The 14,317-nt window shown below is 73.0% G+C and carries 11 protein-coding genes and 1 riboswitch; of the genes, 4 read left to right on the forward strand and 7 right to left on the reverse strand.

The window, feature by feature from the left end; all coding sequences use genetic code 11:
- The 5 genes from mptB to LOY02_RS00375 all read right to left on the reverse strand — a co-directional run bounded on the left by mptB (position 1) and on the right by LOY02_RS00375 (position 6,519).
- Positions 1 to 2,223 carry a polyprenol phosphomannose-dependent alpha 1,6 mannosyltransferase MptB gene (gene mptB / locus LOY02_RS00355; RefSeq protein WP_317180320.1) on the reverse strand — a complete coding sequence of 741 codons (2,223 nt, stop codon included), beginning with the start codon at positions 2,221 to 2,223 and terminating at the stop codon, positions 1 to 3.
- The gene (locus LOY02_RS00360) at positions 2,216 to 2,812 is read right to left on the reverse strand and encodes a histidine phosphatase family protein (protein WP_317180321.1); all 597 of its coding nucleotides are present in this window, start codon (positions 2,810 to 2,812) and stop codon (positions 2,216 to 2,218) included. The genes mptB and LOY02_RS00360 overlap by 8 nt, the downstream gene beginning before the upstream one ends.
- Before the next feature lie 2 nt (positions 2,813 to 2,814).
- A complete protein-coding gene (locus tag LOY02_RS00365; protein WP_317180322.1) occupies positions 2,815 to 3,291 on the reverse strand; it encodes a hypothetical protein in 477 nt (158 codons plus the stop codon).
- 139 nt (positions 3,292 to 3,430) lie between these two features.
- Complete coding sequence (locus LOY02_RS00370; RefSeq protein WP_317180323.1) at positions 3,431 to 5,743, reverse strand: ATP-binding cassette domain-containing protein; 2,313 nt, start codon at positions 5,741 to 5,743, stop codon at positions 3,431 to 3,433.
- Positions 5,744 to 5,880: 137 nt separating this feature from the next.
- The gene (locus tag LOY02_RS00375; RefSeq protein WP_317180324.1) at positions 5,881 to 6,519 is read right to left on the reverse strand and encodes an ECF transporter S component; all 639 of its coding nucleotides are present in this window, start codon (positions 6,517 to 6,519) and stop codon (positions 5,881 to 5,883) included.
- A 90-nt stretch (positions 6,520 to 6,609) separates the two neighbouring features.
- Positions 6,610 to 6,726, reverse strand: a riboswitch (TPP riboswitch).
- 61 nt (positions 6,727 to 6,787) lie between these two features.
- Between LOY02_RS00375 and LOY02_RS00380 the strand changes: the two genes are divergently transcribed.
- Both LOY02_RS00380 and LOY02_RS00385 read left to right on the forward strand, forming a co-directional pair.
- The gene (locus tag LOY02_RS00380; RefSeq protein WP_317180325.1) at positions 6,788 to 7,216 is read left to right on the forward strand and encodes a DUF4235 domain-containing protein; all 429 of its coding nucleotides are present in this window, start codon (positions 6,788 to 6,790) and stop codon (positions 7,214 to 7,216) included.
- A gap of 86 nt (positions 7,217 to 7,302) precedes the next feature.
- Positions 7,303 to 8,724, forward strand: coding sequence for an MBL fold metallo-hydrolase (locus LOY02_RS00385; RefSeq protein WP_317180326.1), 1,422 nt, complete (start codon positions 7,303 to 7,305; stop codon positions 8,722 to 8,724).
- A 10-nt stretch (positions 8,725 to 8,734) separates the two neighbouring features.
- Here LOY02_RS00385 and LOY02_RS00390 read toward each other — a convergent pair whose 3' ends face one another.
- Both LOY02_RS00390 and LOY02_RS00395 read right to left on the reverse strand, forming a co-directional pair.
- Positions 8,735 to 9,400 carry a response regulator transcription factor gene (locus tag LOY02_RS00390; RefSeq protein WP_317180332.1) on the reverse strand — a complete coding sequence of 222 codons (666 nt, stop codon included), beginning with the start codon at positions 9,398 to 9,400 and terminating at the stop codon, positions 8,735 to 8,737.
- A gap of 17 nt (positions 9,401 to 9,417) precedes the next feature.
- Entirely contained in the window at positions 9,418 to 10,713 is a 1,296-nt protein-coding gene (locus LOY02_RS00395) for a sensor histidine kinase (RefSeq protein WP_317180327.1), read from the reverse strand.
- Between the two features lie 177 nt (positions 10,714 to 10,890).
- Here LOY02_RS00395 and LOY02_RS00400 point away from each other — a divergent pair, with 177 nt between their 5' ends.
- Both LOY02_RS00400 and ppdK read left to right on the forward strand, forming a co-directional pair.
- Complete coding sequence (locus tag LOY02_RS00400; protein ID WP_317180328.1) at positions 10,891 to 11,100, forward strand: DUF1918 domain-containing protein; 210 nt, start codon at positions 10,891 to 10,893, stop codon at positions 11,098 to 11,100.
- 225 nt (positions 11,101 to 11,325) lie between these two features.
- The gene (gene ppdK, locus LOY02_RS00405) at positions 11,326 to 14,040 is read left to right on the forward strand and encodes a pyruvate, phosphate dikinase (RefSeq protein WP_317180329.1); all 2,715 of its coding nucleotides are present in this window, start codon (positions 11,326 to 11,328) and stop codon (positions 14,038 to 14,040) included.
- Positions 14,041 to 14,317: the final 277 nt, after the last annotated feature.

A 14,317-nucleotide genomic window follows, 5' to 3' on the forward strand; every position in this document is an offset into this window, starting at 1 on the left:
TCAGTGCAGGAGGCAGGCGAGGGAGTCTGCCTCGCTCGTGCCCGTCAGCCGCACGCCGACGTCACCGCTCGGGGGGCTGATCCGGGCCGTCAGCCCGCGTCCCTCCTCCTGGAGGCGCAGGACGATGCCGGTCTCCGCGCCGTCCCGGCGCCACCCGAACGCCCGGAGGTACGTCTCGACCTCCTCCGTCGTGGGCCCGCTGATCGCTCCCCAGGTGAGCTCGGCCCAGCCCTCGTCGGTGATCCCGCAGGGTGGGCGCGTGCTCTGGCCGAGCGGGACCAGGTCCCGCTGGACGTCGACGAACCGCGCCCGCAGCTCCCGGTAGGCGGCGACGTCGTCCTCGTGCACGCGTGCCGTCCACGCCCAGAGCGCGAAGGCGAGGAGCGCAAGGACGGGCAGGGCGAAGACGAGCATGGCGCCGCGGCGCCGTGTGGTCGTCGTGGCCAGCTCGGTGGTGGCCCAGCCGGAGCCGGGACCGGACGGGGGTGGGGCCGACGTGCTCACGCGCAGATCCTTCCCGCCGGGACCACCGCCCGGGCCACGTCCCGGAGCACTCCCGAAACCCTCCGCGGTCGGCACGGTGAGGCCCCCGTGGAAGGGACGATCGAGCGGCCGCTCGAGGTCGAGCAGGCCGGCCCAGTCGGCCCGCCGTGACCAGCGCACGGCACCTCTCAGCAGCAGGACCACGGCGACGACGGCGACGGGAACCCCGATGGCCGTCGTGGTCAGGCCGAGGCTGTAGCCATCCGGCAGCTGCGCGAAGCACAGCACGGTTGCCGCGACAGGCAGCCACCGCTCGAGCGTTCCGCTCAACGCCCCGGTGCCGAGCGTGGCCGCGAGCAGTGGCAGCGCCCAGAGGAAGTACCAGCCGAGGAAGGCGGGTGCCAGCACGACGACGGCGAGGAAGGCCCAGCCGCAGGCCCGCACGATGCGGGCCCGCCCCGCTTCGACCGCACCGGTCACGTGCGCCCCGAAGTGCTCGCCGTGGTCCACCTCCCGGGCACCGACCACCGTCGCGCCCGGTTTGGCCACCCCGAGCCACACGAGGACGAGGACCACCACGAGCACGACCAGGCCGATTCCGCGGGCCACGGAGATCCCCGTGTCGCGCCACTCGGGTCGGCCGAGGACGTGGCCGACCGCCCCGACCGCCATCCCCAGCGCGGTCGGCAGCGAGGTCCATTGCTCGTTGCGCCCCGCCGTGCCCGCAGGGTCGACCCAGTCGGCGCCGAGACCAGTGGCGCGGCTGACCAGGGCCATGGGCAGGGCGGCCGTGACGACGGTGAGGGCCAGGCCGGAGATGACCTCGCGGGGCCTGAGGGCGACCTGCCACACCTCGACCGGGGCGGCCGGGTCAGCCGGACCGACGCGGGACTCGGCCAGCCGACGCGCCCACAGCAGTGCGAGGAAGGGCAGGGCGACCACCGCGGTGACCTTGACCATGGCCCCGACCGCGACGACGAGGACGGCCCGCACGAGCCAGCCGCGGAGGGCCAGCGCGAAGCCGGCGACCACGGCGGCCACCATCACCGCGTCGTTGTGCGCTCCGCTGACGACGTGCGCGCCGACGAGCGGCGTCGCCACGGCCAGCCACGCTGCCGTGTGCCCCGCGGCGCCGACCCGCCGGGCCACGTCGGAGACCGCCCACGCCAGGACCACGAGGCCGCCGACGGCGACGAGGCGAAGCAGGAGCACCGCCACCCACAGCTCGTCCCCGGCGACGGTCGCCGCCCCCCGGGCGATGAGCAGCCACACCGGACCGTAGGGCGACGGCGTGTCGAGCCAGGTCGGAGCGGTCGACTCCCTCCAGTCCGATGCGAGGTCTCGCACGCCGTGCTCGTAGGGGCTGAGTCCCTCGGCCCACAGCGCGCCCTGGGCTGCGTAGGAGTAGAGGTCGCGGCTGTAGAGCGGGACCGAGGCGAGCAGCGGGGCGAACCACAGGGCGGCGGTGGCCCACCACCACCGCTCCGTGACGAGCGCGCCCCGCAGCCGCCACCAGGCGAGCAGGAGCACAGCCATGGCGGCCACCGAGACCGTCGCTGCGAGCGGCGACCCGCCCGTCTCGGCAAACGGGGTCAGACCGGGCCAGAGGATCCGGGTGTGCAGGGTCGGGCGGGAACCCGAACCCCAGGAGGACGCCGCCAACGCAATCGCGGCGGCGACACCGACCGCCCGCCACACGGCGGGGTCGGGAGCGGCCTGGCGTGCCGGCCCGTCACCCATGGGTGACCGGCTCGTCCCCCCAGGCGAGGAGACGCCAACCGGCGTCCGGGTCGCCCTCCAGGGACAGCACGAGCGTGTTGTCGAGCCGGCGCGACTCGAAGAAGGTCGGGTCGAGTCCAACGGCCGCCGAGACCCACACCCGCATCGCCGCGCCGTGGCTCACCGCGACGGCGGACTCGTGCCCGTCCCCCGAGATCCGCCGGATCGCGGCCTCGTAGCGGGCCATGAAGCCGAGGCCGGAGTCCCCGCCGGGAATGGTGTGCTCGGGGTCGGCGCGCCACCGCTGCACCGCGTCGACGAACGGCCCCCAATCGGTCGTCATCTCGTAGTCACCCGCCTGGATCTCGCGCAGCCCGGGCAGGACGACGAGCTCGAGCCCGAGAGTGGTGGCGAGCGGCTCAGCCGTCTGGTGCGTCCGGACGAGGTCGGAGACGTAGATCGCCCCGAGGTCCTCGCCCGAGAGGCGGCGGGCCAGGGCGTGGGCCTGTCGTCTCCCCACGTCGGTGAGCTCGTGGCCGGGGACCGCCGTGTCGAGCTGACGGGCGACGTTGGCGTGGGTCTCGCCGTGCCGGACGAGGAAGAGCCGCATCGTCACTGGTCCTTGTCGGTGACGCCCGTGAGGCACTGGACGCTCGCCGGGTCGACGTCCTGGTCCGAGTAGAAGTCCGGCGCCTCGACCGGGACCGTCTCGCCCGCCGGGACCGTGAGCTCGACCTCGTGGACGGTGAGCAGGTTGAGGTCGGCGGACGACGCGAGGGAGATGGCGACGGAGATGTCGAGCTCGTCGTCGGTCTCGTTGGTGAAGGTGCCGCGATAGCTCCACACACCGCCTGCCTGGTCGCACGACTCGGTGGTGAGCAGGTCGCCGAGGTCGAACAGCCCGCCAGCCCCCGGCGCGGAGGTGTCCACCGTCTCGGGCTCGGGCGTGACAGCGGTGAGCGTCGGCTGGATCGGGACGCTCACCGTGCCCTCCTCGGTCGGCTGCGCGGGCTCACCGCACCCGGCCACCCCGACGAGGGCGGCGACCGCGAGGGCCAGCCCGGCGGCATACGTCAGAGGCGTGGGCACGAGGCCATTGTGCCCTGTGTGACCCGGCCCACCGATGGGACGTATGCCGCTGAGCCCGCCCGAGCCCAGTCGTCCACCCAGCGCAGGGCCTCGCCCTCCAGGCGATGCCGGGAGCCGCTGGGCGCCGGCCACTGCGGGGTCACGCGGGCAGGAGGACGCGGGCGACGACGCCTGCGGCGATGACGAGCAGGCCCGCGAGGATGGCCAGGGTGTCGGCACGGCGCCAGGGCGCGGCGGCTGCCCAGGTCCGGCGTCGCGCCTCGGCGAAGCCCCGAGCGTCCATGGCCAGGGCCAGGCTCGCCGCCTGGCCCAGCGCGCCGATGAGCAGGCCGCCGGTGACGACGACGGCCTCCCGGGACCTGGCCACGACTCCACGGTCGGCGCGGATGCCGCGCACCCGTCGAGTGCGCATCAGCTCGGACCAGAGCGCGTCGAAGGACTGGACCCGTTGGAGGGCGGCAGTCGCCGCGACGACGGGTCTCGGTGGCAGGCGTAGCCGCTGGGCGAGCTGGTCACCCAGCCGCTCGGGGTCGATGTAGCCGACGACGAACGCGGACGGCACGACGAGGCTGAGGACCCGAAAGGCGGCCCCTGATGCGACCTCGAGATCTCTGCCGCCGAGCAGCCACGCCGACCAGGCGACGCCCACCACGGCCAGGCCGGCCGGGGCGAGGCGTGCGAGGGCTCGGCGGAGCCGCCGCACCGGCCGACGGCCGGGGCCGGGCGCGATGAGGCCGACGAGCCCGAGGACGATCTCGACGCCGAGGACGGCGAGGCCCTGGCGCCAGCTCTCGAGGAGGGCGGGCAGCGGCAGCACGCTGAGTCCGACGGCGAGCAGTGCCAACGGACCGACTCTGGCCACGAGCGGCCGTCGCTCGGGCTGCGCCGGCGGCGGTTCCTGCGGCGGAGCGGTGAGGTGGACGGTCTCGTCGGCCCGGCCGATGGCGCCCTCGTCGTGCGTGGTGACGACGAGCGCGGTGCCCTCGTCACGAGCTGCCTCCAGGACCCCCATCACTGCGGCCCAGGTGAGTCGGTCCTGACCGACGGTCGGCTCGTCGGCGAGCAGGAGCGAGGGGGCGTGGATGATCGCGGACGCGACGGCGAGGCGCCGCTGCTCGCCGCCCGACAGGTGGCGCGGGTCCACCTCCGCGAGACCGGCGAGACCGAGGGCCGTGAGCACCTCGTCGGCGCGCCGCTCGCTCACGGCGGGGTCGAGGCCGAGGGCCCGCGGAGTCGTCAGCACGTCGTCGCGCACCGTGCGCCCGATGACGGCGGACGCCGACCGCTGCGGCACCCAGGCGACGACGCGGGCGAGATCCTTGGAGGCCCACTCGTGCGGAGGGCGCACCCGGTCACGCGCCGGCCCCCGGCCCTCACCGGCCGTGCCGGACGACCCGGCGGGGGTGAGGGACAGGGCGAAGTCGACCCGTCCGGAGGCGGGAGCGGCCAACCCGCCGAGGACGCCCATCAGGGACGTCTTGCCCGAGCCACTCGGGCCGACGAGTGCGACGACCCGGCCCGCCCGGGCCTCGAGGTCGACGTCACGGACCGCCGTCGTCGTCCGGCTCTCGGCCCCGAGCCGACGCGAGCGGTGCTCGACGGTGACGTCCTGTGCCGACACGACCACTCGGCCCGGCTCGACCCGGCGAGCTGCCGGTCCGGCCTCCTCCGGCCACGGGGTGAGCCGGAGGTCGATCGGCTCGGGCTCGACCGCCCCGGGGACCCAGATTCCTTCGGCCGCCAAGCGTTCGCCGTGCCTGGCGAGCACCGCACTCGGCGGTCCGTCGGCGATGATGACTCCCGCTGCGTCAAGGACGACGAGCCGGTCGACGAGGTCCACCCAGCCCGTGAGACGGTGCTCCACGACGACGAGCGTCAGCCCGCGATGACGCGTCACCTCGTCGACGAGTGCGCGGATGGCGGCAGCCGTCACCGCGTCGAGCATCGCGGTGGGCTCGTCGAGCAGGAGCACGCTCGGCTCCATGGCGAGCGCTCCCGCGAGCGCGAGGCGCTGGGACTCACCGCCGCTCAGGGCCCACGGCGGGCTGTCGGCGTCCATGGTGAGCCCCACCTCCGCGAGCGTCGAGGCGACGCGAGGCGGCATCTCGCCCCGAGGGAGCTCGACGTTCTCGAGGCCGAAGGCGACGTCACGCCCGATCGTCGACGCGACGACGCCGGCACCGGGGTCCTGGAGGACCAGTCCGACAGATCCGGGCCGATCCTGGGGAGGCCTGCCATCGATGGTCACGGACCCGGCGAGGTCACCCGAGTCCGCGGTGAGGAGCAGCCCGGCCAGAGCGCGCAGAAGGGTGGACTTGCCGGAGCCGCTGGGCCCGGCGAGCAGGACCCGCTCGCCGGGCTCGATGACGAGGTCGAGCCCGGACAGCACCGGCCGGTTGCGGCCATAGGGCCGCCACGTGAGGCCCTCGACGTGGACTCGTGATCCCGCCACGACCCCTGATCCTGGAGAAGGTCCCCCGGTCGGTGGCGCACCCGCGGCTCGACGGGTCGCCGACCCGCCCGCCCCCGGTTCGGGCACGGGACGGGCCGCCGCAGCGTGTGACGTGCTCGTCATGTCGACGCCGGCCCTCAGGCCGCGTGGCGCTCCCGAACCTCCTGGCCCGGCGGGAACGGCCCCAGGGCACCCGCGGTCGACAGGCCCCAGGTCAGTGCCACCGCCAGCAATGAGCCGAAGATCGCGACCGATCCGCCGAGGAGGAAGAGATAGGCGACCTTGTAGCCCATCTCCCAGTCGGTCCAGTAGGAGTACCACTCGTAGAGGGCCTCGAGCGCCCCGCCGAGGAAGCCGCCGAGGAGCAGCGGCGCCCAGCGGAACGTCGCGTAGCCGAAGGCCGCGAAGCCGAGCTCGACGCCGAGGCCCTGGACGAAGCCGGAGACGAGCGTCGTCAGGCCCCACTGCGTGCCGATGAGGGCGGAGACGATCGCGGCGAGCAGCTCGGTGAAGATCGCGGCGCCCGGACGACGGATGATGAGCATGCCGACGATGCCGGCGACGAGCCAGGGCCAGGCGAAGAGGGCGCCGAGGGGTGGGAACGCCGCCTGGACGGCGTTGGACGGCGCCTCGTAGGCCAGTCCCCAGGCCCAGTAGGCGACCCCGAAGGCAACGCCGAGAAAGGCGGCGGTGAGCAGGTCGATGGTCCGCCAGCGAGTGAGGGGTCCGGAGGCCCGGATCTCGGTGCGTGTGGTGACCGTGTCTGACGTGGTCATGGTGACTCCCGTGGTTCCTCGATAAGGGTGGATACCTCGGGGAGGGCACCCCAGCGGCATACGTCAGCAGGTGACGAGCCACGGTGGGTGTCCTGAGAAATACCGACTTCCTTCGCCGGTGCTAACCGGAGCAGGTTCGAGGGTCTGCGGCCTCACTGTCGTTGCTGGCCGCACTCTCAGCGCTTCTGCGCTCCCCTGTCGTGAAAAGGGTGGTGCTGTTCAGTTCTCAGCCTGACTCTACCCCGAGTCGCGTGGGTACAGTCACACCATGGCCAAGGCGAAGAAGGACGCGAAGAACGACGCGCCGAAGCAGGACGACGACAAGCACTCGGCCCTCGGCGGAGTGGTGTGGAAGGCGATCACGCTGACGTCCACCGCCGTCGCCACGAGGCTCGCGGGGGGCCTCGCCACCAAGGGGTGGAAGGTCGTCACCGGCAAACCGGTGCCGGTGCGCGGCGACTACGACAAGGAGAAGACCCGGGACGTCATCGCCTTCACCGCCCTGTCCGGCATGATCATGGCGGGCACGAAGGTCGCGGCGGAGCGCAAGGCGGCCGAGTACTACCGGCAGTCCACGGGCCATCTGCCCAAGGCGCTCGAGCACACCAAGCTCACGCGCAAGGAGAAGAAGGCACACAGGAAGCTCGAGAAGGCCACGGCGAAGGCCGAGAAGGGCGCCTCGAAGCTCACCAGCTGACCGGCTCTGAGCCACGGGGTGATGCTTCCGCCACATTCACCCGCACCACGGCACCCCGCACGACACGATGGTCGCGAGGTGATGACATGAGAAGAGCTGACGACGCCACCGCCCTGACCTTCCTCGGCGGCGCGGGGACCGTCACCGGAAGCAAGTTCCTCGTCGAGCACGCAGGACGCCGGGTCCTCGTCGACTGCGGCCTCTACCAAGGTGAGCGGCAGTGGCGCCGGCTCAACTGGGACGCGCCACCGGTCGACCCGACGACGATCGACGACGTCATCCTCACGCATGCCCACCTCGACCACTGCGGCTACCTGCCCCGGCTCGTGCGGGACGGCTTCTCCGGCCCGGTCCACTGCACCGACGCGACGGCCGAGCTCGCCCGCATCATCCTGCGGGACAGCGCCTACCTCCAGGAGGAGGAGGCCGCCAATGCCGCGACCTACGGCTGGTCCCGGCACGCGACTCCCCTGCCGCTCTACACCCGGGCCGACGCGGAGCGAGCGATCGAGCTGATGCGGCCGTGCGGTCCCGACCGACGGCTCCGCCTCGGTTCCGCCGCCCCCCGTCCGGACCACGAGGCCCCGGACCTCGTCGAGGTGGCGCTCCTGCGGGCCGGCCACATCCTCGGCTCGACGAGCCCCCACCTCACCGTCGGCGGCTCGACGGTGCTCTTCTCCGGCGACCTGGGGCGCCCGGCCCACCCGATCCTCAAGGAGCGGGAGACACCCCCCGCGGCGCGGACGGTCGTCATCGAGTCGACCTACGGTGACCGCGCCCACCCGGAGGTCGACCCGACGTACCCGGAGATGGCAGCCGCGATCCGCAGGACCATCGATCGTGGCGGCTCCGTGGTGATCCCTGCCTTCGCCGTGGACCGCACCGAGATCGTCCTGCTCGCCCTTGCCGGCCTCATCGACCGCGGCGACATCCCTGACGTCCCCGTGTGGGCGGACAGCCCGATGGCGCTCGACGCCCTCGAGGTCTATCGCGACCCGGCCCACCGCGACGAGATCCGTCCAGGGGCGCTGGAGGCGATCGCCGGAATGAGCCAGCTCCGAGAGGCCCGGACCGCGGAGGAGTCGATGCGACTCAACACACCGGGCACGCCCAGCATCATCGTCTCCGCTTCGGGGATGGCCACGGGCGGACGCGTGGTCCACCACCTGCGTCACCTGCTGCCGCAGGAGCGCAACCTCGTCCTGCTGACGGGCTACCAGGCGGTGGGGACCCGGGGACGGTCACTCGCCGACGGGGCGCGCGAGGTCAAGATAGCCGGCCGTTACGTCCGGGTCCGGGCCGAGGTGGTCCAGCTGGACGACTTCTCCGTCCACGCCGACGCGGACGAGCTCGTCGCCTGGCTCGGCGAGCTGCCTGAGCGCCCGGAGACGGTTCACGTCATCCACGGCGAGCCCGACGCGAGCCGGGCACTGGCGGACCGGATCCGCGACGAGCTCGACTGTGCCGTCAACGTGCCGCGGCTGCTCGAGCGGGTCCTCCTCGACTAGGGACTCCACGTCAGGCGTCGCCCACCCGGACGAGGCCCGTCTCGTAGGCGAGGACGACCATCTGGACCCGGTCGCGCAGCCCGAGCTTGGCCAGGATGCGACCGATGTGGGTTTTCACCGTCGCCTCCGCCACGAAGAGCGACTCGCCGATCTCGGTGTTGTTGAGGCCGCGGCCAACTGCGACGAAGACCTCGAGCTCGCGCTCGGTGAGCACGTCGAGACGCGACCGGGCGCCGCCGGGCGCCTCGGCCTCGAGCACGGGGAGGAAACGGTCGAGCAGCCTCCGGGTCGGCCCCGGCGCGACGACGGCGTCACCGGTGTGCACCACGCGGATCGCAGAGAGGAGCTCCGCGGGCCCTGCGTCCTTGAGGAGGAACCCGGCGGCGCCGACCCGCAACGCCGCGTAGACGTACTCGTCGAGGTCGAACGTCGTGAGGACGAGCACCTTCGGCGCCGGGGCCTGCGCCGTGCCTGCGGCCATCATGCGTCTCGTCGCCTCGATGCCGTCGAGACGGGGCATCCGGATGTCCATGAGGACGACGTCGACCGATCGCCCCGGCAGGGCATCGAGTGCCGACTGACCGTCCCCGACCTCCGCGACGACCTCGAGGTCGGGCTCGGCGTCGAGGACCATCCGGAAGCCGGCCCGGACGAGGGCCTGGTCGTCGACGATCATCACTCGGATCCGGCTGCTCAACGGTCGTCCTCCTGTGTCGTCCAGAGCGTCGTCGTTCCCCTGCTGCCGTCCATCGTGGGCAGCGTCGCACTCACCTCCCAGCCGCCACCGGGCCGGGGGCCTGCCGTGAGCACGCCCCCGTGGACGGCCACCCGCTCACGCATGCCGGGAAGCCCATGTCCCCTGCCGTCGTCAGGCGCCGCGTCGCCCATCCCGTTGTCCGACACCGTGACCCGGAGGCCGTCCGGACCCCCCTCGAGCACGACGGAGGCGGCGGCACCGGGCCCGGCATGCTTGATGACGTTGGTCAGTCCCTCTTGGACGAGACGGTAGGCCGCCAGCCCCACACCCACCGGAACGACGGTCCCCGGGACGACCTCAGGCAGGGCCACCTCTGGCACGACGCTCCCCGGCACCGGGGCCACCGGCGCGCTCACCACGCCGAGCCCGTCGCGGACCCGCACGGAGACCCCTGCCGCACGGACCCGCTCGACGAGCTCGCCGAGCTGCTCGAGGCCTCCCGCAGGAGCGAGCTCGGCCCCCGTCGTCGGGTCGCGCAGCACTCCCACGAGCCGCCGGGTCTCCGAGAGGGCGTCCCTGGCCGTCGCACCGATCGTCTTGAGCGCCGCCACCGACTGGGCGCGCGTGTCCTCGGGACTGCGCTCAGCGGCATACGCCGCGCCGTCGGCCTGCACGACGATGACGGACAGCGCGTGCGCGACGACATCGTGCATCTCGCGCGCGATGGCCGCCCGCTCCTCCTGCGCCGCGAGCTGGAGCTCGCGCTCTCGCTCCCGCTCGACCCGCTCCGCCCGCTCGCGGAGGTCGGCGAGCCGCTGGAGGCGGGTGTGCTTGAGGTCGCCGAGCATCCACGCGGACAGCGCCGCCGTCGCACAGGCCACCGTCGTGAGGACGGCCGGCCCATTGTTCGGCGCACCGTCGGTGCTGGTGAAGAGGACGCCGGCCATGACGGATCCGACTGCGGCAACACCGAGGCCGGCGAGTCGTCGTGCCCGCCGGGGCTCATAGGCCGCGAGCGAGTAGATCGCCGGCAGGAAGGCGAGGTCGCCCGGTAGGACGTCGTGGACGGGGATCGTGCGCAGGGCGAGTGCGACGCTCACGGCGGCGAAGGCGAGGGCGGGCCGCGTGCGCCGCACGACGAGGAGCAGGATCGGCAGGCCGAGGAGGGCCCAGTAGCCGGGCAGCGATCCGGTGAACGGGGCCGACGTGATCAGGGCGAGCACCACTGCGAGGGGCACGTCGACGAGCAGCGGCCGGCGCTGGAACCAGTCGTAGACGGAGCCCTCGTGCACGCCCCCGAGCCTAGGCGGCCAGGCCGCTCCCCCGCGTCAGACCACGGTCTGACGCCGACCGGCCCCGACCCCAAGCCGTCCCGAGGTTCAACCTGCACGGACCCCTTCCCGCGGACGGCTCGAGGTGATGTGCTTGGACTGACCACGTGTCGGACCGTCTGAAGGAGGAACAGACCCATGAAGGCAGCGGTCGGAGACCGGATCACCATGGCCGCCGAGCACGTCGGCGAGCGCGTCCGCGAAGGCACGATCCGCGAGGTGCACGGTGCCGACGGGGCACCGCCCTACCTCGTCGAGTGGTCGGACGGGCACACGGGTCTCATCCACCCGGGGCCGGGCTCCGTCCTCAAGTGCGAGCCGCAGGAGGCCGGCAGCACGGGCACGTGAGACCACGTGCCGGCTGGGCTCTGGTCGAAGGGCTGGTCGGCACCGGCAGTGACCAAGGCTCGGGACCAAAGTCCCTACTGCCCCCGGGGGGTGTGCGGCGGAGGATGCAGGTAGGCGGGACCCCTCGTCAGCCTGCGCCTTGAGGCAGGGCCCGCCGTGGAGGCTGGAGACCGCCAAATGACTGCCACACACGCCGCAGACACCGACACCGCCAGGGATACCGAGATGGACACCGCACCGCGCCCGCTCGTCCTCGAGTTCCACGAGGGCGACCGGAGCATGTCCGACCTGCTCGGTGGCAAGGGAGCCGGCTTGGCCGAGATGACCCGGCTCGGGCTTCCCGTCCCACCGGGCTTCATCGTGACGACGGAGGCCTGCCGTGCCTTCCTCGTTGCGGGCGGAGACCCCGAGGGCCTGTGGGACCAGGTCGACGCCGCCCTGGCGGCCCTGGAGGAGCGCTCCGGCCTCGTCCTCGGTGACCCGGCGCGGCCGCTGCTCGTGTCGGTCCGCTCCGGCGCGAAGTTCTCGATGCCCGGGATGATGGAGACCGTCCTCAACATCGGGCTCAACGACGAGGTCGTCGCCGCCCTCTCCGAGCGGGGAGAGGCCCACTTCGCGTGGGACAGCTACCGGCGTCTCGCCCAGATGTACGGCCGGACCGTGCTCGGGGTCGAGGGCTCCCGCTTCGACGACCTGTTGACCGAGGCGCGGGCCGCTGCGGGGGTGGCCACCGATGCGGAGCTCGACGACGCGGCCCTCCAGCAGCTCACGGCCGACTTCCGGGCGCTCATCGTCAAGGAGACCGGCCACGAGCTGCCCCAGGACGCCCGCACCCAGCTCCATGAGGCGGTCCGCGCCGTGTTCCGCTCGTGGAACGGCGAGCGGGCGCGCCTCTACCGCGCGCACGAGGGCATCCCGGACGACCTCGGCACCGCCGTCAACGTCGTCCAGATGGTCTTCGGCAACCGCGGCGACCGCTCGGGCAGCGGCGTGTGCTTCACGCGCGACCCGGTCACGGGCGAGCCCGGCGCCTTCGGCGACTACCTGCCCAACGCCCAGGGCGAGGACGTCGTCAGCGGCGTGCGCAGCCCGATGGACCTGTCCGAGCTGCACCGGCGTGACCCGGAGATCCACGACGAGCTGTCCCGGCACCTCGCGGCGCTCGAGCACCACTACCGCGACCTCTGTGACGTGGAGTTCACCGTGGAGCGCGGCCGGCTGTTCATCCTCCAGACCCGCTTGGGCAAGCGCAGCCCCGCGGCGGCCTTCCGGATCGCGGTCGAGCTCGCCGACGAAGGAGTGATCGACCTCGACGAGGCCCTGACGCGGGTGAACGGCCACCAGCTGACGACGCTGCTGCACCCATCCTTCCGGGTCGACGCGGCCGCCCCACTCGCCCATGGCCTCGCGGCCAGCCCGGGCGCAGCGGTGGGGCAGCTCGTCTTCGACGCGGCCACCGCGATGGAATGGGCGGGCCTCGGTCGCAACGTCGTGCTCGCCCGCCCTGAGACGAGCCCCGACGACTTCGGCGGGATGCTCGCGTCGAAGGCGGTCATCACGTCGCGTGGTGGTCTCACCTCGCATGCCGCCGTCGTCGCGCGCGGCCTCGGCAAGACCTGCGTCACCGGGATCGAGTCGATGGTCGTCGACCCGGCCGCCAGGACGGTCACCTTCAACGGTGACCAGGTGATGCAGGAGGGGACGGTCATCTCGGTCGACGGCACGACCGGCGACCTCTTCGAGGGCAGCCGCGAGATCCAGGCGAGCATCGTCGCGACGACGATCCAGGAGTCGTCCGCGGGCACCGAGGTCGCCCTGCCCGACGACCCGACGGCTCGGGCCGTGCTCAGGCTCCTCGAGCAGGCGGACAAGCGACGCACCATGGGCGTGCGAGCCAACGCGGAGACGCCCGAGGAGGCCCGGACCGCCCGCCGCTACGGCGCCGAGGGCATCGGCCTGTGCCGGACCGAGCACATGCTCATGGGCCCCCGCCGCCAGCTCGTCGAGCGCGTCGTGACCGATGACGACGCCGCCGGTGCGCTCGCCGAGATCGAGGCCACGGCGCTCGCGGAGTTCACCACCCTCCTCGAGGTGATGGAGGGGCTGCCGGTCGTCGTCCGACTGCTCGACCCGCCGCTGCACGAGTTCCTCCCCGACCTCGTCGACCTGTCGGTGGCGGCCTCGGTCGCTGCCGCCAAGGGCGAGACGGACCCGGTCGCCGAGAAGCGTCTGGCCGCGGTGCGCCGTCTGCACGAGGCCAACCCGATGCTCGGCCTGCGTGGCGTGCGACTGCTCCTCGTCCACCCCGAGATCACCGTGGTCCAGGTGCGAGCCCTCGCCGAGGCGGTCGCCCGGCTCCTCGAGCAGGGCCGCAACGTGCGGCCCGAGGTCATGGTGCCGCTCGTCGCCGAGGTCGCCGAGCTCTCCGCGGCGCGCGAGCGGGTGGAGTCGGTCATCGCCGAGGTCGCGGAGCGGCACGGCCGGGCCATCGACATCCCGGTCGGCGTCATGATCGAGCTGCCGCGCGCGGCCCTGACCGCGGGAGACCTCGCGGCGCACGCCGACTTCTTCTCCTTCGGCACCAACGACCTGACGCAGACGACGTGGGGCATCTCGCGGGACGACGCCGAGGCGGGCTTCCTCGCCATCTACCGCGAGGAGGGCATCGTCGCGATCGACCCGTTCCAGACGTTGGACGAGGTGGGTGTGGGCACGCTGGTCCGCGAAGCAGTCGAGCGGGGTCGCCGCACCAAGCCGGACCTCCAGCTCGGAGTCTGCGGCGAGCACGCCGGCGACCCGACGTCGATCGGGTTCTTCGCCGGGGCGGGCGTCGACTACCTGTCCTGCTCGCCGCCGCGGGTGCCGGTGGCACGCCTCGAGGCGGGTCGGCAGGCCGTCCTCAAGAGCGCCAGCGCGCACCCGACGTCCGACACGCGGTAGCCGAGGCGGATGCCGTATGCCGCTGGGCGGGCTTGCGCTGCAAGCCCGCCCAGCGGCGTCCTTCGGCAAGCGATCCCGGGTGATCCCGGCTGATCGGGATCCGTTGGCCTGCGTCGGCACCCAGCTGTGAGGTCGACCGTCGACCCGCACAGTCCGAATCGGCCGGGCCACCCCGGTGCCTCAGGGCCGCGCCTGCCTCGGTGCACCTTCGCCTGTCAGTATGTCGTGGGGTCCTGCTGCTCGCGGTGGGTGGCGGCGTAGACGGCGGCCTGGGTGC

It is taken from the genome of Intrasporangium sp. (genome assembly GCF_032907665.1).
Classification (GTDB): Bacteria; Actinomycetota; Actinomycetes; order Actinomycetales; family Dermatophilaceae; genus Intrasporangium.